The organism is Providencia xihuensis (assembly GCF_041953405.1).
GTDB classification, from domain to species: Bacteria; Pseudomonadota; Gammaproteobacteria; order Enterobacterales; family Enterobacteriaceae; genus Providencia; species Providencia vermicola.
Genome location: NZ_CP169565.1, coordinates 722,779 through 743,910 on the forward strand (window position 1 = coordinate 722,779; position 21,132 = coordinate 743,910).

The 21,132-nt window shown below is 40.0% G+C and carries 18 protein-coding genes; 10 read left to right on the forward strand and 8 right to left on the reverse strand.

Annotation, left to right across the window (positions count from 1 at the left end; genetic code table 11):
• Positions 1 to 3 precede the first annotated feature (3 nt).
• Complete coding sequence (gene thrC / locus ACE2AL_RS03110; protein WP_375083970.1) at positions 4 to 1,299, forward strand: threonine synthase; 1,296 nt, start codon at positions 4 to 6, stop codon at positions 1,297 to 1,299.
• A gap of 150 nt (positions 1,300 to 1,449) precedes the next feature.
• On the opposite strand, the gene ACE2AL_RS03115 is transcribed toward thrC, so the two are convergent.
• The 4 genes from ACE2AL_RS03115 to ACE2AL_RS03130 form a co-directional block, all read right to left on the reverse strand.
• The gene (locus tag ACE2AL_RS03115) at positions 1,450 to 1,668 is read right to left on the reverse strand and encodes a hypothetical protein (RefSeq protein WP_272574285.1); all 219 of its coding nucleotides are present in this window, start codon (positions 1,666 to 1,668) and stop codon (positions 1,450 to 1,452) included.
• 197 nt (positions 1,669 to 1,865) lie between these two features.
• Entirely contained in the window at positions 1,866 to 2,333 is a 468-nt protein-coding gene (locus ACE2AL_RS03120; protein ID WP_375083971.1) for a hypothetical protein, read from the reverse strand.
• A 110-nt stretch (positions 2,334 to 2,443) separates the two neighbouring features.
• Entirely contained in the window at positions 2,444 to 3,832 is a 1,389-nt protein-coding gene (locus tag ACE2AL_RS03125) for a Cu(+)/Ag(+) sensor histidine kinase (protein WP_349415725.1), read from the reverse strand.
• Positions 3,825 to 4,508 carry a heavy metal response regulator transcription factor gene (locus ACE2AL_RS03130; RefSeq protein WP_353168062.1) on the reverse strand — a complete coding sequence of 228 codons (684 nt, stop codon included), beginning with the start codon at positions 4,506 to 4,508 and terminating at the stop codon, positions 3,825 to 3,827. The genes ACE2AL_RS03125 and ACE2AL_RS03130 overlap by 8 nt, the downstream gene beginning before the upstream one ends.
• 153 nt (positions 4,509 to 4,661) lie before the next feature.
• On the opposite strand from ACE2AL_RS03130, the gene ACE2AL_RS03135 reads away from it, so the two are divergent.
• From ACE2AL_RS03135 to ACE2AL_RS03155, 5 genes are read left to right on the forward strand one after another with little or no spacing between them, the layout of a single operon-like run.
• Positions 4,662 to 6,050 carry an efflux transporter outer membrane subunit gene (locus ACE2AL_RS03135; protein ID WP_206084518.1) on the forward strand — a complete coding sequence of 463 codons (1,389 nt, stop codon included), beginning with the start codon at positions 4,662 to 4,664 and terminating at the stop codon, positions 6,048 to 6,050.
• An 8-nt stretch (positions 6,051 to 6,058) separates the two neighbouring features.
• Positions 6,059 to 6,400: a copper-binding protein gene (locus tag ACE2AL_RS03140; protein ID WP_241016854.1), complete on the forward strand. Its 342-nt coding sequence runs from the start codon at positions 6,059 to 6,061 to the stop codon at positions 6,398 to 6,400.
• A 17-nt stretch (positions 6,401 to 6,417) separates the two neighbouring features.
• Entirely contained in the window at positions 6,418 to 7,686 is a 1,269-nt protein-coding gene (locus tag ACE2AL_RS03145) for an efflux RND transporter periplasmic adaptor subunit (RefSeq protein ID WP_272574280.1), read from the forward strand.
• Between the two features lie 3 nt (positions 7,687 to 7,689).
• Positions 7,690 to 10,827, forward strand: coding sequence for an efflux RND transporter permease subunit (locus tag ACE2AL_RS03150; protein ID WP_272681914.1), 3,138 nt, complete (start codon positions 7,690 to 7,692; stop codon positions 10,825 to 10,827).
• Between the two features lie 45 nt (positions 10,828 to 10,872).
• On the forward strand, positions 10,873 to 11,295 hold the full coding sequence (locus ACE2AL_RS03155; RefSeq protein ID WP_206084521.1) for a DUF411 domain-containing protein: 423 nt from the start codon (positions 10,873 to 10,875) through the stop codon (positions 11,293 to 11,295).
• 52 nt (positions 11,296 to 11,347) lie between these two features.
• Here ACE2AL_RS03155 and ACE2AL_RS03160 read toward each other — a convergent pair whose 3' ends face one another.
• Positions 11,348 to 12,337, reverse strand: coding sequence for an aldo/keto reductase (locus tag ACE2AL_RS03160; RefSeq protein ID WP_206084522.1), 990 nt, complete (start codon positions 12,335 to 12,337; stop codon positions 11,348 to 11,350).
• Positions 12,338 to 12,528: 191 nt separating this feature from the next.
• Entirely contained in the window at positions 12,529 to 13,305 is a 777-nt protein-coding gene (gene yaaA, locus ACE2AL_RS03165) for a peroxide stress protein YaaA (RefSeq protein WP_206084523.1), read from the reverse strand.
• 473 nt (positions 13,306 to 13,778) lie between these two features.
• On the opposite strand from yaaA, the gene tal reads away from it, so the two are divergent.
• Together tal and mog are read left to right on the forward strand one after the other, a co-directional pair.
• The gene (gene tal / locus ACE2AL_RS03170) at positions 13,779 to 14,732 is read left to right on the forward strand and encodes a transaldolase (RefSeq protein ID WP_272539038.1); all 954 of its coding nucleotides are present in this window, start codon (positions 13,779 to 13,781) and stop codon (positions 14,730 to 14,732) included.
• Between the two features lie 186 nt (positions 14,733 to 14,918).
• Complete coding sequence (gene mog, locus ACE2AL_RS03175) at positions 14,919 to 15,500, forward strand: molybdopterin adenylyltransferase (protein ID WP_206084524.1); 582 nt, start codon at positions 14,919 to 14,921, stop codon at positions 15,498 to 15,500.
• A 57-nt stretch (positions 15,501 to 15,557) separates the two neighbouring features.
• Here the strand turns inward: mog and satP are convergent, their stop codons facing one another.
• On the reverse strand, positions 15,558 to 16,124 hold the full coding sequence (gene satP / locus ACE2AL_RS03180; RefSeq protein ID WP_272538973.1) for an acetate uptake transporter: 567 nt from the start codon (positions 16,122 to 16,124) through the stop codon (positions 15,558 to 15,560).
• A 336-nt stretch (positions 16,125 to 16,460) separates the two neighbouring features.
• On the opposite strand from satP, the gene dnaK reads away from it, so the two are divergent.
• Together dnaK and dnaJ are read left to right on the forward strand one after the other, a co-directional pair.
• Positions 16,461 to 18,377 (forward strand): molecular chaperone DnaK, encoded by a 1,917-nt coding sequence (gene dnaK, locus ACE2AL_RS03185; RefSeq protein ID WP_206084526.1) that lies wholly within the window; start codon positions 16,461 to 16,463, stop codon positions 18,375 to 18,377.
• A 109-nt stretch (positions 18,378 to 18,486) separates the two neighbouring features.
• Positions 18,487 to 19,623: a molecular chaperone DnaJ gene (gene dnaJ, locus ACE2AL_RS03190; RefSeq protein WP_206084527.1), complete on the forward strand. Its 1,137-nt coding sequence runs from the start codon at positions 18,487 to 18,489 to the stop codon at positions 19,621 to 19,623.
• Between the two features lie 66 nt (positions 19,624 to 19,689).
• On the opposite strand, the gene ACE2AL_RS03195 is transcribed toward dnaJ, so the two are convergent.
• On the reverse strand, positions 19,690 to 21,090 hold the full coding sequence (locus tag ACE2AL_RS03195; RefSeq protein WP_206084528.1) for an amidohydrolase: 1,401 nt from the start codon (positions 21,088 to 21,090) through the stop codon (positions 19,690 to 19,692).
• Positions 21,091 to 21,132: the final 42 nt, after the last annotated feature.

Genomic DNA, 21,132 nt, shown 5'->3' on the forward strand with positions numbered 1-21,132 from the left:
ACAATGAAACTGTATAATTTAAAAGATAACAACGAACAAGTCAGCTTTGCGCAAGCCGTCAAGCAAGGTTTAGGCAAGCAACAAGGCCTATTTTTTCCACAAGATTTGCCAGAATTTAGCACAGCAGAAATCGACGAATTATTAAAATTAGATTTCGTTACGCGCAGTAGTAAAATTCTGAGCGCATTTATTGGTGATGAGATTCCAGAAGCAGAGCTTGCGGCGCGTGTTAAAACGGCATTTACTTTCCCTGCACCTGTTTCTAAAGTGGAAGATGACGTGGCAACTCTAGAGCTATACCACGGGCCAACATTGGCATTTAAGGACTTTGGTGGACGCTTTATGGCACAAGCTCTGGGGCAAGTTGCAGGTGAGCAACCTGTGACTATTTTAACCGCAACGTCTGGTGATACAGGTGCGGCAGTGGCACATGCTTTCTATCGTTTAAATAACGTCCAAGTCGTGATCCTCTACCCAGAAGGCAAAATTAGCCCGCTACAAGAAAAACTGTTCTGTACGCTGGGTGAAAATATTCACACGGTGGCAATTAAAGACGATTTCGATGCATGCCAAGCATTAGTTAAACAATCGTTTGATGATGAAGAGTTGAAAAAAGCGTTATTTTTAAACTCCGCGAACTCGATCAATATCAGCCGCTTATTAGCGCAGATCTGTTATTACTTTGAAGCGGTTGCACAGATCCCAGCAGAAAAACGCGATCAACTGGTGATCTCGGTTCCTAGCGGCAACTTTGGCGATCTCACGGCAGGTTTATTGGCGAAATCCATGGGCTTACCTGTTAAACGCTTTATTGCGGCAACCAATGTGAATGACACTGTTCCACGTTATTTAGTCGAAGGTGAGTGGAAACCGCATCAAACTGTCGCAACATTGTCTAATGCGATGGATGTGAGCCAGCCAAATAACTGGCCACGTATTGAAGAACTCTTTCGCCGCAAAAGTTGGTCTTTGAAAGAACTTGGATTTGGTGCAGTTGATGATGAAGTGACAAAAGATACTGTTCGCGAATTGGATAAAAAAGGCTATTTATCTGAACCTCATGCGGCGGTTGCTTACCGTGTGTTACGTGATCAACTCCAAGCGGGTGAATATGGTCTATTTTTAGGTACGGCACATCCTGCTAAGTTTAAGGAAAGTGTTGAAGAAATCCTTAATAAGGAAATACCTTTACCGAAAGAATTAGCTGAGCGTGCAGATTTGCCATTGTTATCGCATTTCTTACCCTCTGATTTTGCGCAGCTACGTCACTTTTTGATGAAACTTGCACCTAAATCATAATTAGAAATCATTCGTAAAAATAATACAAAGTGGGATAAACAAAGAGAATATCCCACTTTATTTTTAAGTATTGCCAAAACATAACTATCATTTGTTTATATAACTATTGCTCAGGTGAATAAATTAAGTGCAATGTTATATCTTAATAACTTAAGAATGTTTATGGCCTTTATTGTTGTTAACCCAGACATCGCCCTCATCCCCTTTTTTTTCTTCTACCCAAACATCACCATCATCTCCATTTGTTGCTTGAGTCTGATTTGAATGTAGATAAATAATAGGTGGAGTTAGAATCGGTGGAAAAATTGGTAAGGCAGAAGATACTAGAGGGAATAATATTAATGAGAATAGAGTGGATTTTATATACATATAATTTCCTTTTTTAAAAGTTAAAATTGAACTGCATAAAAAAGACTAGTTTATTTATGGTCAGGTTAAAAGCAAATCTAGAATAGATAACGTAATAAAATTTAATTTAGTCAATTAAATAATAAAAATTAATTTTAATAATTTGATATGTTAAGAATAAGCCATATTTGTATATTAATATGGCTTTTAATTATACTCTAATTCATTCTATTGGAATGAAACTGTATTTCTTTTTGAATTGATTCAGATGAACTGTTTTTGTTGAAGTTTAGCATGGCAATGGCTTTTTCATGCTCATTCATATCACTAAATAGTTTTGCTACTGAGGTTTCACTTTTGGTCGATTTTTTTGATTTTTCTTGATGTTTTTCAATCATATTCAAGATAGATGCTGAGGTATTATTGTGGGTAAAACTTAAAGCAATAGCGGCTTGTTCATGACTATCCAGTTGCGAAAATGGTTCGGTAGAACGAGTGTTTTTATTTGTGGATATACCAGCTTGGTTTAAATGACTATTAATCGCTTTTAGATTGGAATAAGCCGTATTGTTCTCGGTGAAACTTAGTGCTGTAGCCGCATTTTCATGTATTTCAGCATTAGTTTGGGCTAATGCAACCTGAGTTGTTGATACCAGAAGCGTTAAGGCAAAGACAAACTTGTTCATAATAAATCCTTATTAAATTAAATTGCTTTTCTTGTTACTATAATAAGGTTTCATTTCTGTCTTCATGCTGACGCTTAAATGACAAAAATGCCATTTAAGCGTTATTGGGATTAAAAATTTTTTGGCAAAATTAAAGTGAAACGTGTTGAATAATCATCTGAAGAGACTGTTATATATCCTTTGTGCGCTAAAATAATTGATTTAACAATTGCTAGGCCAATTCCGCTTCCTTCATTTTTTCGTTGTCTTGACTTATCAACTCGATAAAAACGGTCAAAAAGTTTTGGTAAGTGTTCTTCTGGTATTTTAACTCCAGGGTTACTTATAATAAGCTCAATACCATTTTTTATATTGGATATATTAATACTAACAGTGTCACCCTTGGGCGTATAACGAATAGCATTTGAAATTAAATTTGTGATAGCTCTTCTAAGCATATCTTTGTCAGCCATAATTGGTTCTGCATCTCCAATAAGCTTCAGTTTTATTTCATTGTCTTCAGCAAGATATTCAAAATAATCAAAAATTAACTCAATCTCAGCTTTAATATGAATAAGTTTTTTTTCAGGGATAAGCATATTATCATCTGCTTGAGCAAGAAAAAGCATATCGGATATCATTCTGGAAAGTCGGTTATATTCTTCTAGGTTTGAATAAAGGACTTCGACAAGCTCCTCTTTTGTCCGATTTTTATTTAGCGAAATTTGAGTTTCTGTCATTAAGTTTGTAATCGGTGTTCGCATCTCGTGAGCGATATCGGCAGAAAAATTAGTCTGCCGAACAAAAACATCCTCAATTTTCACTATCATTTGGTTAAATGATTCAGTGAGCTGCTTTAATTCTTTTGGTACGGATGTGGGGTCTAACCGAATGCTCAAATTTTCCGACGTGACATTTTTAATTTTGTCACTGACTTCTTTAAGGGGCTTAAGCCCTTTAATGACGAGAAAATAGACAATAATAACTGTTAATAAACAGAGTAAAACAGCACTAATGATTAAGTTATTGATTAAGGAGCTCAGGTAATCATGATGAAAGTTAAGAGAAAGTGCGGTTACTAATCGATATTTTTTTGTGTCATTCGGCACGCGAACCTGAATATGACTTTCAGCAATACGGTAATTTTCAAGATATTGGTCGTGGTTATCTTTTTCAACATTATAGTTTTTTAATGCTTCAATAATTTCTTTATTCGTATTGGGGGAAACTAACGTATTACCCTGATTATCTGAAAGGTAAACAGCAATATCTTGGTGCTCATTTAAAATAGTTTGTATACGAGAAAATTGTTCATTTTGTGGATCTGAGTTTTCACTTAATAAGCTACTAATGGTTAAATTTATCTGGCTTAAGGTGTATTCGTCCTGTTGCTTAAAATGTAACACAACGGAGTTGATCATGATCCAACTAAATAATAATAAAGCCAGTGATAGTGTCGCACCGATCAAAATGACGAGTCGAGTTAAGATAGAGACAGGCGTATTAAATAATTTAATCATTTTCTGGGATCTCTAGTAAATATCCCATTCCTCTGATGGTATGGATCAATTTTGGCTCGTAATTGAGATCTATTTTTGATCTTAAACGCTTAATCGCCACATCAATGACATTGGTATCACTGTCAAAATTCATGTCCCACACTTTTGAGGCAATCAAAGAGCGAGATAAAACCTCACCTTGGTGTAAAACAAAAAATTCAAGTAGCGCGAATTCTTTACTGGTTAAATTAATTTTATCGTTGGCACGAGTAACGCGTCGTTTTATTAAATCGACATGAAGGTCTGCAATATGAAATTGAGTTTTTTGGATACTATTATTACCACGGCGCAGTAATGTACGAACGCGTGCTAGTAATTCAGAAAAATCGAAAGGTTTGATTAAATAATCATCGGCTCCCAATTCGAGCCCTTTTACTCGATGCTCAACATTACCTAAGGCTGTTAGCATTAATATGGGGGCATTTTTTCCCATTGATCGCAAGTTTTTGGCAATTTCCCAACCATTAATATCGGGTAGCATCACATCAAGAATAATTAAATCATACGCTTCAGTTGTCGCCATATGTAGGCCTGTGATCCCATTCTCTATTGCATCAACCACAAAGCCAGATTCTGTTAATCCTTTGGATAAATATTCTCTGGTTTTATGTTCATCTTCCACAATCAGTAATTTCACAGTCACCTCAACGACAATATTTGTACGACTTCATTCTAAGCATTGAAATCCACAAATGTAAAATGACAAATTTGTCATTTTCATGTCATGAATCTAACAGATGGCTTTTTTTACGATAACGCTAATTTAAATCACTAGAGGCATGGCTATACCATGTATTTTCCCAAAATATTATTGATAGCGAATGCCCTAATTTTAAGTGGCTGTGTTTCATTAGCGCCTGAATACCAACGCCCAAATTTAAATATCCCGAACCAATTAAACAGCGGTGCACCCACCTCAAGTGAAAAATCAACATTTTCAGTACCAAGCTGGCAAGCATTTATTCAAGACTCGCAACTAAAAGCGGTTATTCAGCGTGCGCTTGAAAAAAATAGTGATCTTTATTTAGCGGTATTGGATGTCGAAGAAGCTCGAGCCCGTTTTGGGTTAGCCAGTGCAGAAAAATATCCGCAGATGAATGCTTCAATGGGGAGCGAGTATAGCCAAGGGTTACAGCAAGGCGCTGTATTCGATAAAAAATATAATGCAGGCGTAGATATTCGCTATGAATTGGATTTTTTTGGGCGAATAAGGAACTTAACTGAAGCCGATAGAGCCAAATTTATTGCCTCAGAAGAGATGCTCAGAGCGACTCAAATTTTAACCATTAAAACGGTCGCTGAGGCTTATCTAGATGTGGCGTATAACCAGCAACTCTTATTGATTGCACAAGAGACGAAAGCCAGTTACCTCAATAGCCAGTCGATTGTGGCACAAAAAGTGGCAGCGGGAAAAGCGACATTAGCTGATTTAGAACAAGCGAGAGGGCAAGTTCAGTCAATTGAGATCAATATCGAAAACATTCACCGCGAAATTGCCAGAAATGAAAACTTAGTGAATTTTTTAACGAATGACTATATTCAACAAGTCAAAATGCCAGAAGGTGGTTTTGAGCTTAATTACCCGTTGATTACAGCCCCCTCAGCCTTATCGTCTGACATTCTATTAAGCCGTCCAGATATTATAGCAGCAGAGCAAAACATTATTTCTGAAAATGCCAATATTGGCGTAGCAAGAGCCGCCTTTTTCCCGTCGATTTCCTTCAATACTGGTGTTGCTAACAGTAACGACTCGTTATCTGGCTTATTTGATTCTTCTAATGGTATTTGGAATTTTATTCCTAAAATCACCTTACCTATTTTTACTGGGGGAACAAATAGCCGAAATCTAGAGCTCGCAAATATTCGTAAAAATAAAGCCATAGTGAACTACGAAAAAAGTATTCAAGTAGCATTTCGTGAAGTGAAAGATGCGTTGGTTATTAAGTCGAGTTTGGAGAGGCAATTAAGTGAGCAGGTACTGTACGTCAATACATTGCAGAGTGTCTTAACACAGAAACAATCAAGTTACCGCCATGGGGGTGCTAGCTACCTTGATGTACTTGAAGCACAGAGAAGCTTATTTACTGAGCAGCAAAATTTACTGAAGTTAAAAATCGAACAGCAGAAGAATGAGGTGACTTTATTCTCTGCACTAGGTGGTGGGTTTATTAAATCATAAGGATAAGTATGAAAAAGTTAAACGGCATTATTTTTGCCCTTTCAATCGGCATGTTCACTGCGACAGGTTACGCAAATACAGCGGATCATAATCACTCAGTTTACCCCGAAAAAGTTGCAGAACCTGTTATCAATACGGAAGGGAAATTAATTTCTATTGATAAAGAAAATAAGAAATTAACGATTAACCACAAAGAGATTGAAAGTATTGGTTGGCCACCAATGACGATGCGCTTCACTTATGAAGATGAAAATATGATTAAAGGCTTACAAGACAATGACGAATTAAAATTTTCCTTTGAGCAAAAAGGCAATCTTTCAATATTGAAATCCGTCGAAAAAATAAACTAATTAGATAGAGAGATGTTATGTCATTAATTAACCTCACTAAATTGCTGTTGGTTATTATTGTATCGAGCGTTATTTCAATCTTGTTTTATCGCTATTTTTTTGTTGAAGAAAATAATAGTCAACTGATGGAAAAACAAGAACGAACGGTATTGTATTGGTATGACCCTATGTATCCAAATACCAAGTTTGATCAACCAGGTAAGTCGCCATTTATGGACATGGATCTTGTGCCTAAATATGCCGATGAAAACCAAGGATCAGCAAAGAGTAAAGGAGTCACCATTAATCCAACTCAAACCCAAAATTTAGGGTTAAAAACGGTTGAGGTAAAATGGGGGCAATTAAGCTATGACCTAACATTTCCTGCTGAAATTACGTTTAATGATCACCAATTTGCGATTGTACAAGCAAGGGAAAGCGGTTTTGTGGAAAAAGTTTATCCATTTACCGTTGGTGAACGAATTCAAAAAGGCGTTCCAATTGCAGATTTAACGATCCCTGCGTGGGTTGAGGCGCAAAGTGAATATTTAGCGTTAAAACAAATGGGTGCTAACCAATCTGATCTTAATAGCGTGATCGAGCGCTTACGATTAAATGGAATGCCTGAAGGATCGCTATCCCAATTTATTAAAACGGGGAAAGTGCAAACACGCTTTACCATTCAAGCACCGATATCCGGTGTTATTACTGCATTAAATCTACGTTTAGGAATGAATATTTCTAAAGAAGTGACTATCGCCCAAATACAGGGAACTAATCCCCTGTGGGTGAATGCATCCGTCTCCCAATCAGCGGCGGAATTATTGACTAAACAAGCCCAGTTTTCTGTTTCTATTCCCGCTTATTCAACTCAGCAATTTATAGTGAAAAACTGGTTAGTATTACCAAGTGCGGATCAAGCAAGCCGTACCATCAATATCCGTGCAGAAATTGAAGATAACGCCAATGTATTAAAACCAGGAATGACCGCCTATTTAAACGTATTGGCGAAAGGCCAAGAAAGTTTATTAGTCCCCTCTCAAGCTATTGTGGATTCAGGGAAAGAACAACACGTTATTGTGGTGGGGGAGCAAGGGGAGTTTATCCCTAAGAACGTGCGTATTATGGCAGAGTCCCAGCAAACAACGGCTATTTCACAAGGGTTACAAGTTGGCGAAAAGGTTGTGACGCAAGGTATTTTCCTGATCGATTCAGAAGCAAATATTGCGGGTGCATTAGCCCGAATGGAGGCGCTTCCCGTGCAATCCACGTCATTAAATCATTCATCGCATAAATCTAAGGAGTAGGCTATGTTGGAATGGATTATAAGACGCTCGGTTGCGAATCGCTTTTTAGTTTTAATGGGGGTGGTATTTTTAGTCATAATAGGAATATGGAGTATCCGTAGTACGCCTGTTGATGCACTGCCTGACTTATCTGATGTGCAGGTGATCATCAAAACCACTTACCCAGGGCAAGCTCCCCAGCTGGTTGAAAATCAAGTTACTTACCCGATTACGACCACAATGTTATCCGTACCAGGGGCGAAAACAGTTCGCGGTTTTTCTGCCTTCGGTGACTCTTATGTGTATGTGATTTTTGAGGATAATACGGATTTATATTGGGCTCGTTCACGGGTTTTGGAATATTTAAACCAAGTTCAGGCAAAACTGCCAAAAGGTGCGGTCGCCTCAATTGGCCCAGATGCAACGGGTGTAGGTTGGGTGTTTGAATATGCCTTGGTTGATAAAAGCGGTAAACATAACTTAGCTGAATTACGATCGCTGCAAGATTGGTTTTTGAAATATGAATTAAAAGCGCTGCCAAATGTTTCTGAAGTTGCAACAGTTGGTGGTGTAGTGAAGTCCTATCAAATTATTGTTGACCCACTTAAATTAACGCAGTTTTCAGTGACGTTACCTGAAATAAAACAAGCAGTTGAAATGGCGAACCAAGAGGCTGGTGGGTCTTCCATCGAAATTGCCGAAGCTGAGTTTATGGTTAGAGCCAATGGTTACCTGCAATCCATGGATGACTTTAATAAAATCTACCTAAAAATGGCGGAAAATAACGTCCCAATCTACCTGAAAGATGTGGCTCGCATTCAAGAAGGCCCTGAAATGCGCCGTGGTGTTGCTGAGCTTAACGGGGAAGGTGAAGTTGTCGGTGGGATCATTTTATTACGTTCAGGTGAAAATGCGCGAAATGTTATTCATGATGTAAAACAAAAGCTTGAAGATTTGAGCGCGAGTTTGCCAGACGGTATTGAAATCATCACAACCTATGATAGAAGCATTCTGATTGATAATGCGATTGATAACCTCAGCGATAAATTGTTAGAAGAGTTTATTGTTGTTGCTTTAGTTTGTGCAGTTTTCTTATGGCATTTCCGCTCTGCTTTAGTAGCGATTATTTCTTTACCTCTAGGGCTATTTATTGCGTTTATTGTTATGCGTTACCAAGGAATAAATGCAAACATTATGTCGCTTGGGGGAATTGCGATTGCGATTGGCGCAATGGTTGATGCGGCTATTGTGATGATTGAAAATGCCCATAAAAAATTAGAAAAATGGCAACATCAACATGAAGGGCAAATTCTTGATAATACACAGCGTTGGAAATTAATTACTGACTCAGCGGTTGAAGTCGGGCCTGCATTATTTATCAGCTTACTTATTATCACGTTGTCTTTTATTCCCATCTTTACGTTGGAAGGCCAAGAAGGGCGTTTATTTGGCCCTCTGGCATTTACCAAAACCTATGCGATGGCTGGGGCTGCTGCACTAGCATTAATCGTAATTCCGATATTAATGGGGTATTGGATCCGCGGTAATATCCCAAATGAAAATAAAAACCCACTAAACCGTTGGCTAATTGCAATATATAGCCCAATTTTATTAAAAGTGTTGGCATGGCCGAAAACGACATTGCTGATTGGCATTCTGTCATTGTTTACTGTGATATGGCCATTAAAGCATTTAGGGGGTGAATTTCTCCCGTCAATTAATGAAGGTGATTTGCTGTATATGCCCTCGACACTACCGGGGGTATCTCCTGCTCAAGCGGCGTTTTTATTACAAAATACCGATAAGCTAATCAAAACTATTCCTGAAGTTGATACCGTTTTTGGCAAGGTGGGGAAAGCAGAAACTGCTACTGACTCGGCACCGATGGAAATGATCGAAACCACCATTCGTTTAAAGCCACAGTCTGACTGGCGTGAAGGGATGACATTGGAAAAAATTATCGATGAGTTAGATGAAACTGTGCGTTTGCCAGGAGTTGCTAATTTATGGGTTCCACCGATTCGTAATCGAATCGATATGCTTTCCACAGGGGTCAAAAGCCCGATAGGCATTAAAGTTTCAGGGAAAGACCTCGAAGAAATCGATGCATTTGCGCAACAGATTGAAAAAGTGACGAAAACAGTCCCAGGGGTCGTCTCTGTATTAGCCGAACGGCTGGTGGGCGGTCGGTATGTTGATGTCAAAATCGATAGGGAAAAAGCCGCTCGTTTTGGTATGAGTATCAGCGATGTACAGGTTTATATCTCTATGGCGACAGGGGGGGAGATGATAGGAGAAACCGTTGAAGGGATTGAGCGTTATCCCATTAGCCTAAGATACCCACAGGATTATCGAAACAGTGTTTCTGCATTGAAACTATTACCGATTTTAACACCCAATAAGCAACAAATCGTTCTCAGTGATGTGGCTGATGTGGTAGTGCAAATGGGGCCACCGATGCTAAAAACAGAAAATGCACGGCCCACCAGTTGGATTTATATCGATGCGCGGGATAGGGATATGGTCTCTGTCATTAATGATATTGATATGGCAATAAAAAATAATATTCAAATGAAACCAGGGGTCAGCTACTCCTTCACAGGGCAATTTGAATTACTTGAAAGAGCCAACCAAAAATTAATGTTAATGGTACCTGCTACTATTATGATTATTTTTGTCTTGCTCTATTTAGCTTTCAGGCGCTTTAGCGAGGCTCTGTTGATTTTATTAAGTTTGCCTTTTGCATTAGTGGGTGCGATTTGGTTCCTATATGGGATGAACTTTAATTTATCCGTTGCAACAGGGACTGGCTTTATTGCATTAGCAGGGGTTGCCGCTGAATTTGGTGTGGTGATGTTGATTTATTTAAGGCATGCCATTGAAGACAGAGAAAAACTGCAAGGAATAAATACATTATCCAATCAGGATTTAGATAGTGCGTTATATGAAGGGGCAGTATTGCGCGTCCGACCTAAAGCGATGACAGTTGCCGTTATTTTAGCGGGATTATTGCCAATTTTATTAGGAACAGGAGTTGGGTCAGAGGTGATGAGCCGAATTGCTGCCCCAATGATTGGCGGGATGATAACGGCACCATTATTATCGTTATTTATCATTCCAGCTGCATATAAATTAATTTGCCAAATACGCCATAAGAAATAGAAATTTTACAGGTATTAATCATTATTATTGATAAGGTAAATAGCAATGAAAAAGATAATTTTAGGTGGAATGTTTTTACTGTCATTTTCTGCATTTTCTCAAAACCAGAGCGTGCAACTATATAAAGATGCCAATTGCGGTTGCTGCCAGTTATGGGGAGAAGGAGTAAAAAAAGCAGGGTATGACGTTGTGGTCAATGAAATCAGTTATGATGAATTGAACAAGCTGAATGATGAGCTGAATGTGCCATATAACTTACGCAGCTGCCATATCGCGAAATATAAAGGTAAAGTGATTGTTGGGCATGTGCCTGTGAGCAGTTTAGATGCGATTGATACGTTGCCTGCGGATGTGGTTGGAATTTCAGTACCAGGTATGCCAATTGGCAGCTTAGGGATGGAGCAGCCAGATGGAAGAACGCAGCCGTATTCAGTGGTTCAATTTAAAGCCAATGGCGAATACCGTTAGTTCAGAAAAATAGATTAAGTTGCAGGGGAACCTGCAACTTTTGTGACGGTGGTTAGCTTTCTAATATCAGCTCAATAGATTTTAGTTCTTCTTGGCTAAAATCGCGGTTTTTTAAGATCCCTATTGCGTCATCAATTTGGCTAATACGGCTTGCCCCAATCAAAACGGAAGTGATCCTATCATGGCGTAATAACCACGCTAATGCCATTTGGCTTAGCTTTTGATCGCGTTTTGCCGCAATTTCATTCAACTGTTTAACTTTTGCTAAGATAGCAGAAGTCAGTCGCTCAGGAGGCAATGACGGATTACCAGCAGCTCGTGAGTCGGCGGGGATACCATTTAAATAGCGATCCGTTAAGATCCCGCCAGCAAGTGGAGAATATGCGATTGAACCTACGCCTTCTTCTTCAAGAACATCAAACAAACCTTCTTCGGGCGTGCGTTCAAGCATGGAATATTTTGGTTGGTGGATAAGGCAGGGTGTTCCTAATTCAGTCAGAATACCAATGGCCTCTTTCGCTAAATCGGCGGGGTAGTTTGAAATCCCAACGTACAGTGCTTTTCCTTGGCGAACAATTAAGTCAAGAGCAGCCATGGTTTCTTCTAATGGCGTATCAGGGTCTGGGCGATGGTGGTAAAAAATATCCACATAATCAAGCCCCATACGCTTTAAACTTTGGTTGAGACTGGCAACCAAATATTTTTTGCTTCCCCAATCGCCATAGGGGCCATCCCACATGGTAAACCCCGCTTTTGATGAAATGATCATTTCATCGCGATAAGGTAGAAAATCTCGCTGTAAGATCTGGCCAAACCTCGTTTCGGCAGATCCTGGAGGAGGGCCATAGTTATTGGCAAGATCAAAATGCGTAATACCAAGGTCAAAAGCATGGCGCACCATGGCTTGGCAGTTATCAAACGATTTGTTATCGCCAAAATTATGCCATAACCCTAATGAAATCAGTGGTAAACGCAGTCCACTGCGGCCACATAAACGGTATTCCATTTCAGTATAGCGCTTTGATGATGCGACATAAGGCATACTTCACCTCCAAAATAGTGAGCAAAAATCATTCTGATATTGTCATAAACCCCAAATGTGAGCTGAGGAATCGATGCTAATTTAATTTAGTATGGTCTTTTTATCGCGAAATTGTGATGGTGTACGAAGAATTTTGGGATGCATTGAAAACAGAGGGTATTCACTGTGAGTGAATACCCTCTGTTAGAAGATTAAATTTGTTCTGGGCGAGTAAAAATGAGCTCATTACCTTTAGATTGGCTTTCATCAAATTGATAACCTTCTAAATTAAAGTCAGACAATTGATCGGTTTTTGTCAGTTTATTTTGAATAATAAATCGGCTCATTAAACCGCGTGCTTTCTTTGCATAAAAGCTGATGACTTTGTATTTGCCGTTTTTCTCATCAAGGAAAACAGGCTTAATAATCTTCCCATCTAATTTTTTGGTATTTACCGATTTAAAATATTCGTCAGATGCAAGGTTGACTAAGACTTGGTCTTTTTGCTGAGCAAGAGCCAGGTTCAATTGTTTGGTAATGATATCGCCCCAGAATTCATAGAGGTTTTTACCACGGGTATTTTTTAGTGAAATTCCCATTTCAAGGCGATAAGGCTGCATTAAATCTAATGGGCGCAAGATACCATAAAGACCCGATAAAATACGTAAATGGGATTGGGCAAATTCAAAATCTGCTGGGGAAAATGTCTCTGCTTTCATTCCCGTATAAACATCACCTTTAAACGCTAAAATGGCTTGGCGTGCATTTTCAGGGGTAAAGTCTGCGTGCCATTCTGCAAAACGAGCGGCGTTGAGGCCTGCCAATTTATCACTGATTTTCATTAAACTGGCGATATCCACAGGGGTTAACTTACGGCATTCTTTGATGAGCTTTTGCGATTCTGCTAATAACTCAGGTTGCGTAAATTTTGCTGTCGCAAGCGGGCTTTCGTAGTCTAGTGTTTTTGCAGGTGAAATAGTAATAAGCATGACTTGACCCTTTATAAAAGAATAATAACGCTTACTTTAGCAAAAATTCATCCTAAATAGCTAATTGATGCAATAAGGCAAATCAATATTATTCTTTGCTATTGTTAGCTGACGAGATATTTCGCTAAAAGGATTCAGCTTGATATCAAGTTGCGAAACCGATTGCCAATCAAATAGTTGCTTTTGACTAGATTTCCTTGCTTGCAGCAATATGGATGCATGATATTATCTGTAGACGGTGCGGCGATAGCCACAATTCCTTTATAATACGCAAAGTAATTCAAGTTGCAGTCTGTTAGCCAATACATCTACAACTTGAAGCATGACGGGTTACCCTAAATACTTCAAGTTGTAGGTAGGCGGCAAGTAAACGAGTCTCTAGGAGCATACATTAGTATATGACTAGAGCGAGAGAGCGTAGCCAACACCGCTACAACTTGAAATATAACGGGTATAACAACGAGATTAAAGAAATGACCGATAAACTGACCTCCTTACGTAGTCTGACAACTGTTGTTGCTGATACAGGCGACATCGAAGCAATGAAGCTTTACAAACCACAAGATGCGACCACCAACCCGTCGCTGATCTTAAATGCTGCACAAATTCCTGAGTACCGTAAATTAATTGATGAAGCGGTTGAATGGGCACGTAAGCAAAGCAGCAATCGTGAGCAACAAATTATTGATGCTTGTGACAAACTGGCTGTGAATATCGGTCTGGAAATTCTGAAATTAGTTCCGGGTCGTATTTCTACCGAAGTTGATGCACGTCTTTCTTATGACGAAGAAGCCTGTATTGCTAAAGCACGTCATTTAATCAAAATGTACAACGATGCGGGTATCAGCAATGATCGCATCCTGATTAAATTAGCGTCTACTTGGCAGGGTATCCGTGCAGCGGAAAAACTGGAAAAAGAAGGCATCAACTGTAACCTGACTTTATTATTTTCTTTTGCTCAAGCACGCGCTTGTGCAGAAGCAGGTGTTTACCTGATCTCTCCATTCGTGGGCCGTATCCTTGACTGGTACAAAGCAAATACTGACAAAAAAGAGTTTGCACCACAAGAAGATCCAGGTGTGGTTTCTGTAACTGAAATCTATAACTACTACAAAGCGCACGGCTATAAAACAGTTGTTATGGGTGCAAGTTTCCGTAATGTGGGCGAAATCATTGAATTAGCAGGTTGCGATCGCTTAACAATCTCCCCAGGCTTACTGAAAGAGCTGTCTGAGTCTGAAGGCACATTAGTACGTAAACTGACTGACGCGGGTAAAACGCAAGAGCCAGGTGCTAAACTGACTGAAGCTGAATTCTACTGGCAGCATAACCAAGATCCAATGGCGGTTGATAAACTGTCTGACGGTATCCGTAAGTTTGCTGTAGACCAAGAAAAACTGGAAAAAATGATTGCGGATTTACTGTAATTTTTCTAGCGTCGTCAAAACCCAGCCAATTGGTTGGGTTTTTTTATGGCTATTTTTCATTGATTTATATCTCAATTTAAATATAAAAAAGCCACAACGCTGCATGAAAATATGCTTCATGGTATGATATTACACCTGTTTATGGGCAAATAAACAGTTTCTGATAAGTCAATTTTTGAGGTTTGTATGAATGAATTGCGCATAGGTCTGGTTTCTGTTTCTGATCGTGCTTCGAGCGGTATTTATGAAGATAAAGGCATCCCTGCATTAGAAGAGTGGTTAGCAAAAACGCTAACAACGCCTTTTCGCATTGAAACGCGGTTAATTCCAGATGAGCAAGTCATGATTGAACAAACTTTGTGTGAGCTGGTGGATGAGTTTGCATGCCATTTAGTGCTTACCACAGGTGGCACAGGGCCTGCTCGTCGTGATGTGACACCAGATGCAACATTAGCCATCGCCGATCGTGAAATGCCAGGGTTTGGTGAGCAAATGCGCCAAATTAGCTTGAAATTCGTTCCCACTGCTATTTTATCGCGTCAAGTCGGCGTGATCCGCAATCAGGCCTTAATTTTAAACTTACCAGGGCAGCCAAAAGCCATTGCTGAAACATTGGAAGGGTTGAAAGATAAGGAAGGAAATGTACTGGTATCAGGGATTTTTGCCAGTGTTCCTTATTGCATTCAATTGCTCGATGGCCCGTATGTGGAAACTGATCCTACAATCGTTAAGGCGTTTAGGCCAAAATCGGCGATCCGTACTGAATAAGTTTTGAATACAATCAGGTGAGCATTCACTCACCTGATTAAATACCATTAGCAATAATTAGCCGCGCTGGCCAATAGGTAGCACAGTTCTGCCGTATTGCTCATTTAACACTTCTGCGACCGCTAAATAGAACGCACTCGCACCACAGATAATTCCTTCGAAACCTGCAAATTGGAGCAGCGCAGCGTTGCCCGTTAGATTGCCAATAGCAAGTAAGGCAAATAAGACTGTTAAGCTACCAAAAACAAATTGCAGCACAACGTTAGCTTTAAATGTGCCAAGGAACATGAAAAAGGTAAAAATCCCCCAAATAGCAAGGAAAACGCCTAAAAATTCAGGCGAGGTGGCTTCGGCTAACCCCATAGTTGGTAAAAATAATAAACCAACTAATGCAATCCAAAACATCCCATAAGAGGTAAATGCGGTTGCGCCAAATGTATTGCCCTTTTTATATTCAATCAGCCCTGCGATAAATTGGGCAATCCCACCATAAAAAATACCCATGCTTAAAATAACGGATGAAAGCGGAAAAAATCCTGCGTTATGAATATTCAACAGGATGGTTGTCATACCAAAGCCTAGTAAACCAAGTGGGCCTGGATTTGCAAGAGAGCTAGACTGCATATAACCTCTGGTAAAATATATAAAATTCAAATAGATAAAAAGAAATAAACACCGCTAAAATGGCAGTGGCGGCGAATCATACGCAGTTTTAGTTGCCTAAACAATGATCACAAGACAGGTTTTTTTGCAATAAATGCAAATTTTTTTTAATTCCCCCCTTGATGAATGGATTTACGACCCCATCTTTAAAGCATCAACCGATATCTCTGTGAATTATTGCGTATTGAAAAATAATTTAGGCTCAGGGTGAAAAATGCCCTTGAAAAAGAAATATTGAGCCGCATATAGATTGATATCGAAATCATAGTGAAAAGAATTCCTTTGGAGGCGTTTTAGATGGGTAAAATTATTGGTATCGACTTGGGTACAACTAACTCATGCGTTGCAATTATGGATGGTACTACCGCTCGTGTTCTGGAGAACAGCGAGGGTGACAGAACTACTCCTTCCATCATTGCGTACACTCAAGATGGTGAAATTTTAGTTGGTCAGCCAGCAAAACGTCAGGCTGTTACTAACCCAGAAAATACTTTATTTGCAATCAAACGTTTGATTGGTCGTCGTTTCCAAGACGAAGAAGTTCAGCGCGATGTCGCTATCATGCCATACAAAATCATTGCTGCAGATAACGGCGATGCTTGGTTAGATGTGAAAGGCCAAAAAATGGCACCGCCACAAGTTTCAGCTGAAGTTCTGAAAAAAATGAAGAAAACAGCGGAAGATTACTTGGGTGAGCCAGTCACAGAAGCGGTTATCACTGTGCCTGCTTACTTTAACGATGCTCAGCGTCAAGCAACTAAAGATGCGGGTCGTATCGCTGGTTTAGAAGTAAAACGTATTATCAACGAACCAACAGCAGCAGCATTAGCTTATGGTTTAGATAGAGAAGTTGGTAACCGTACAATTGCTGTTTACGACTTAGGTGGTGGTACATTCGACTTATCAATCATCGAAATTGATGAAGTTGATGGCGAAAAAACCTATGAAGTGTTAGCAACCAATGGTGATACTCACTTAGGTGGTGAAGACTTCGATACACGTTTAATCAACTACTTAGTTGAAGAATTCAAAAAAGAACAAGGTGTTGACCTGCGTAACGATCCGTTAGCAATGCAACGTCTGAAAGAATCTGCAGAAAAAGCGAAAATTGAGCTGTCTTCTGCACAACAAACTGATGTGAACCTGCCATATATCACTGCTGATGCAACAGGTCCAAAACACATGAACATCAAAGTGACTCGTGCAAAATTAGAGTCACTGGTAGAAGACTTAGTTAAGCGTTCAATGGAGCCAGTGAAAGTTGCACTGCAAGACGCAGGTTTAAGTGTGAGTGAAATCAACGATGTTATTTTAGTTGGTGGCCAAACACGTATGCCAATGGTTCAAAAAGTTGTTGCTGACTTCTTTGGTAAAGAACCACGTAAAGACGTTAACCCAGACGAAGCGGTTGCAATGGGTGCTGCAGTACAAGGTGGTGTTTTAGCAGGTGATGTTAAAGACGTTCTGTTACTTGACGTAACGCCTCTGTCTTTAGGTATCGAAACCATGGGTGGCGTGATGACTTCGTTAATTTCGAAGAATACCACTATCCCAACAAAACACAGCCAAGTGTTCTCAACCGCGGAAGATAACCAAGCAGCCGTGACGATCCATGTTCTGCAAGGTGAACGTAAACGTGCGGGTGATAACAAATCACTGGGTCAATTTAACTTAGACGGTATCCAAGCAGCACCACGTGGTATGCCACAAATCGAAGTGACTTTCGACATCGATGCTGATGGTATCTTACATGTGTCTGCGAAAGACAAAAACAGCGGTCGTGAGCAAAACATCACCATTAAGGCTTCTTCAGGCCTGAACGACGAAGAAATCGAAAAAATGGTACGTGACGCAGAAGCGAACGCAGAAGCTGACCGTAAATTTGAAGAGTTAGTGCAGGTTCGTAACCAAGCTGACCAACTGGTTCACGGTACACGTAAACAAATCGAAGAAGCAGGTGACAAATTACCAGCGGACGATAAAGCAAACATCGAAAAAGCAACATCTGAGTTAGAAGCTGCAGCGAAAGGCGAAGATAAAGCAGATATCGAAGCGAAAATCCAAGCTTTAGTCACTGCATCTGCAAAACTTCTGGAAATCGCACAGCAACAAGCTCAATCAGGCGGTGCCGGTGCAGCTGGCGCAGAAGCGAAGAAAGATGATGATGTTGTTGACGCTGAGTTTGAAGAAGTTAACGACAAAGACAAAAAATAATGCCCTTAGCGGGCGCAGTAGCTGTAGCGAAGATGGTTAATAGTTACTGATACCGGATACGGGCGTTGAGGGAACTCTGCGCCCGTTCCGCATGTTAAGGGTAAATTAAATGGCAAAAAGAGACTTTTATCAGGTTTTAGAACTTGAAAAGAATGCTTCAGAAAAAGACATAAAAAGAGCGTATAAGCGCTTAGCAATGAAATACCATCCTGACCGTAATCAGGGCAATAAAGACGAATCTGAAGAAAAATTTAAAGAAATTAAAGAAGCTTACGAAGTTCTTTCCGATGAGCAAAAACGTGCCGCTTATGACCAATATGGTCATGCTGCGTTTGAACAAGGCGGAATGGGCGGCGGCGGGTTTGGCGGTGGCGCTGACTTTAGCGATATCTTTGGTGACGTCTTCGGTGATATTTTCGGAGGCGGTCGCAGACAGCAACGCCCAAGCCGTGGCTCTGATCTGCAGTACAACATGGAATTGACTCTTGAAGAGGCTGTCCGTGGAGTGACCAAAGAAATTCGTATTCCGACGCTAGAAACCTGTGATGTGTGCCATGGTAATGGTGCGAAACCAGGAACCAGTGCTGATACTTGTTCCACTTGTCATGGTATGGGCCAAGTGCATATGCGCCAAGGCTTTTTCTCGGTACAACAACCTTGCCCAACTTGCCACGGTCGCGGAAAAGTTATCAAAGACCCATGCAACAAATGCCATGGTCATGGTCGTGTTGAAAGATATAAAACACTATCAGTTAAAATTCCAGCGGGGGTTGATACGGGTGATCGCGTTCGCTTATCGGGTGAAGGTGAAGCGGGTGAGAACGGAGCTCCAGCAGGCGATTTATTCGTTCAAGTTCATGTATTACCTCATAACATTTTTGAGCGTGATGGTAATAACCTGCATTGCGAAGTACCAATTAACTTTGCCGATGCAGCTTTGGGCGGTGAAATTGAAGTTCCAACCCTTGATGGTCGTGTAAAACTGAAAATTCCAGCAGAGACACAAACAGGTAAAATTTTCCGTATGAAAGGAAAAGGTGTGAAATCTGTGCGTGGAGGTCTGCAAGGCGATTTGATGTGCCACATTGTTGTTGAAACTCCCGTAAAACTGAATGAGAAACAAAAAGCGTTACTCAAAGAGTTTGGCGAGTCTTTAGGTGGCAAAAGCGGAGAAAAAAATAGTCCGCGTTCCAAAAGCTTCCTAGATGGCGTGAAAAAATTCTTTGATGATTTAACGAACAAATAATGTGTTAATTATTTAATAAATTAGAATGGCTGGTCTGTGAAATACAGAACCAGCCATTTTTTTATGTTATTTAACCACTTCCCCGCTAGCAATAACGGTTTCACGTACTTTGTTTGCAAAGTCTTGTGCTTCTTGGATAATCACTTTTTCATCAGCGGTGAGTAATTGGCGGTCTTGCATCAAAACTTTACCGTCTACTATCGTATGGCGAACATTAGCCCCATTCGCGCCATAAACAAGTGCGGCATATGGGCTATACATTGGAACCATATTAGGTGATTTAGTATCAATAACAATAATATCTGCAAGTTTACCCGCTTCAAGTGAGCCTAATTTATCTTCCATATGCAGAACTTTAGCTGAGCCTTTGGTGGCTAGCTCGACAACAGTGAGCGGCGGCATTGCAGCTCGGTCTTTGTTCTCTAGTTTATGAATTTTACCGACTAAATTAAGCTCATTTAATGTTGTTAGAGTATTGCTCGACATTGGGCCATCGGTTCCTAACCCTACCCGAATGCCTTTTTCTAACATAGTCGTGACAGGCGCAACGCCTTTTGCTGATTTGGTGTTGGCACTGATATTATGTGCGACACCGACATCGTATTTTTTCAGCAAATCCATATCTTGCTCATTCACCATAATTGCGTGTGCAGCAATGACTTTATTATTCAGTGCACCAATATCAGCCATGTATTGAACAGGGCTTTTACCACCTGTTCGCTTAGCAATTTCTTCTTGCTCGCGATCGGTTTCGGCTAAGTGGATCATGACTGGAACATTTAATTCTTGAGATAATGTTGAAATTTGCTGTAAATGCTCAGTTGAGTTGGTATATGGAGCATGGGGTGCAAAAGCTGGAGTTATGCGTGGATGGTCTTTGTATTGATTAATAAAACTCACTGCATATTGAATACCTTCATCTGCATTTTGCGCATCAGCAACAGGAAACTGGATCACGGACTCACCTAAAACAGCTCTTAAGCCAATTTTATCAACCGTTTTTGCCACTTCGTCTTCAAAATAATACATATCGACATATGTTGTGACGCCCCCCTTAATCATTTCAATATTGGCAAGATTCGCACCAACGCGTACCATTTCACGGCTTACCATCTTGTTTTCTAGGGGAAATATATAACGATGTAAGCGGTCTGGAACATCATCCGCCAATGAACGAAAAACAGTCATTGATGCATGAGTATGGGTATTAATTAGACCTGGCATGACAATGTCTCCCTCGACATTGAGCACATTCGTAGCTTGATAGTCTTTTGCAAGCTCTGGTCCACCTACGGCAATGATTTTATTTTCTTTAATGACAACGGTACCGTTTTTGATGATATGGTTTTTAGCATCCATCGTTAAGACTGTACCATCAACTATCATCATATCCACAGGTGTGACAGAAAAGCTTGCAAAAGAAGACGTCATTGTTGCAAGTGCTAATAAAGACTTTGTAAAAGACATTGTTACCTCATATCCAAATGAAAAATCAGTTTTTATTCTTTA

Coding starts and splice junctions, on each gene's coding strand:
- mog (WP_206084524.1), top strand. CDS start 14,919: ATGAATGAATTGCGCATAGGTCTGGTTTCTGTTTCTGATCGTGCTTCG.
- thrC (WP_375083970.1), top strand. CDS start 4: ATGAAACTGTATAATTTAAAAGATAACAACGAACAAGTCAGCTTTGCG.
- ACE2AL_RS03150 (WP_272681914.1), top strand. CDS start 7,690: ATGTTGGAATGGATTATAAGACGCTCGGTTGCGAATCGCTTTTTAGTT.
- ACE2AL_RS03120 (WP_375083971.1), bottom strand. CDS start 2,333: ATGAACAAGTTTGTCTTTGCCTTAACGCTTCTGGTATCAACAACTCAG.
- dnaJ (WP_206084527.1), top strand. CDS start 18,487: ATGGCAAAAAGAGACTTTTATCAGGTTTTAGAACTTGAAAAGAATGCT.
- ACE2AL_RS03135 (WP_206084518.1), top strand. CDS start 4,662: ATGTATTTTCCCAAAATATTATTGATAGCGAATGCCCTAATTTTAAGT.
- ACE2AL_RS03155 (WP_206084521.1), top strand. CDS start 10,873: ATGAAAAAGATAATTTTAGGTGGAATGTTTTTACTGTCATTTTCTGCA.
- yaaA (WP_206084523.1), bottom strand. CDS start 13,305: ATGCTTATTACTATTTCACCTGCAAAAACACTAGACTACGAAAGCCCG.
- ACE2AL_RS03195 (WP_206084528.1), bottom strand. CDS start 21,090: ATGTCTTTTACAAAGTCTTTATTAGCACTTGCAACAATGACGTCTTCT.
- satP (WP_272538973.1), bottom strand. CDS start 16,124: ATGCAGTCTAGCTCTCTTGCAAATCCAGGCCCACTTGGTTTACTAGGC.
- ACE2AL_RS03115 (WP_272574285.1), bottom strand. CDS start 1,668: ATGTATATAAAATCCACTCTATTCTCATTAATATTATTCCCTCTAGTA.
- dnaK (WP_206084526.1), top strand. CDS start 16,461: ATGGGTAAAATTATTGGTATCGACTTGGGTACAACTAACTCATGCGTT.
- ACE2AL_RS03160 (WP_206084522.1), bottom strand. CDS start 12,337: ATGCCTTATGTCGCATCATCAAAGCGCTATACTGAAATGGAATACCGT.
- tal (WP_272539038.1), top strand. CDS start 13,779: ATGACCGATAAACTGACCTCCTTACGTAGTCTGACAACTGTTGTTGCT.
- ACE2AL_RS03125 (WP_349415725.1), bottom strand. CDS start 3,832: ATGATTAAATTATTTAATACGCCTGTCTCTATCTTAACTCGACTCGTC.
- ACE2AL_RS03140 (WP_241016854.1), top strand. CDS start 6,059: ATGAAAAAGTTAAACGGCATTATTTTTGCCCTTTCAATCGGCATGTTC.
- ACE2AL_RS03145 (WP_272574280.1), top strand. CDS start 6,418: ATGTCATTAATTAACCTCACTAAATTGCTGTTGGTTATTATTGTATCG.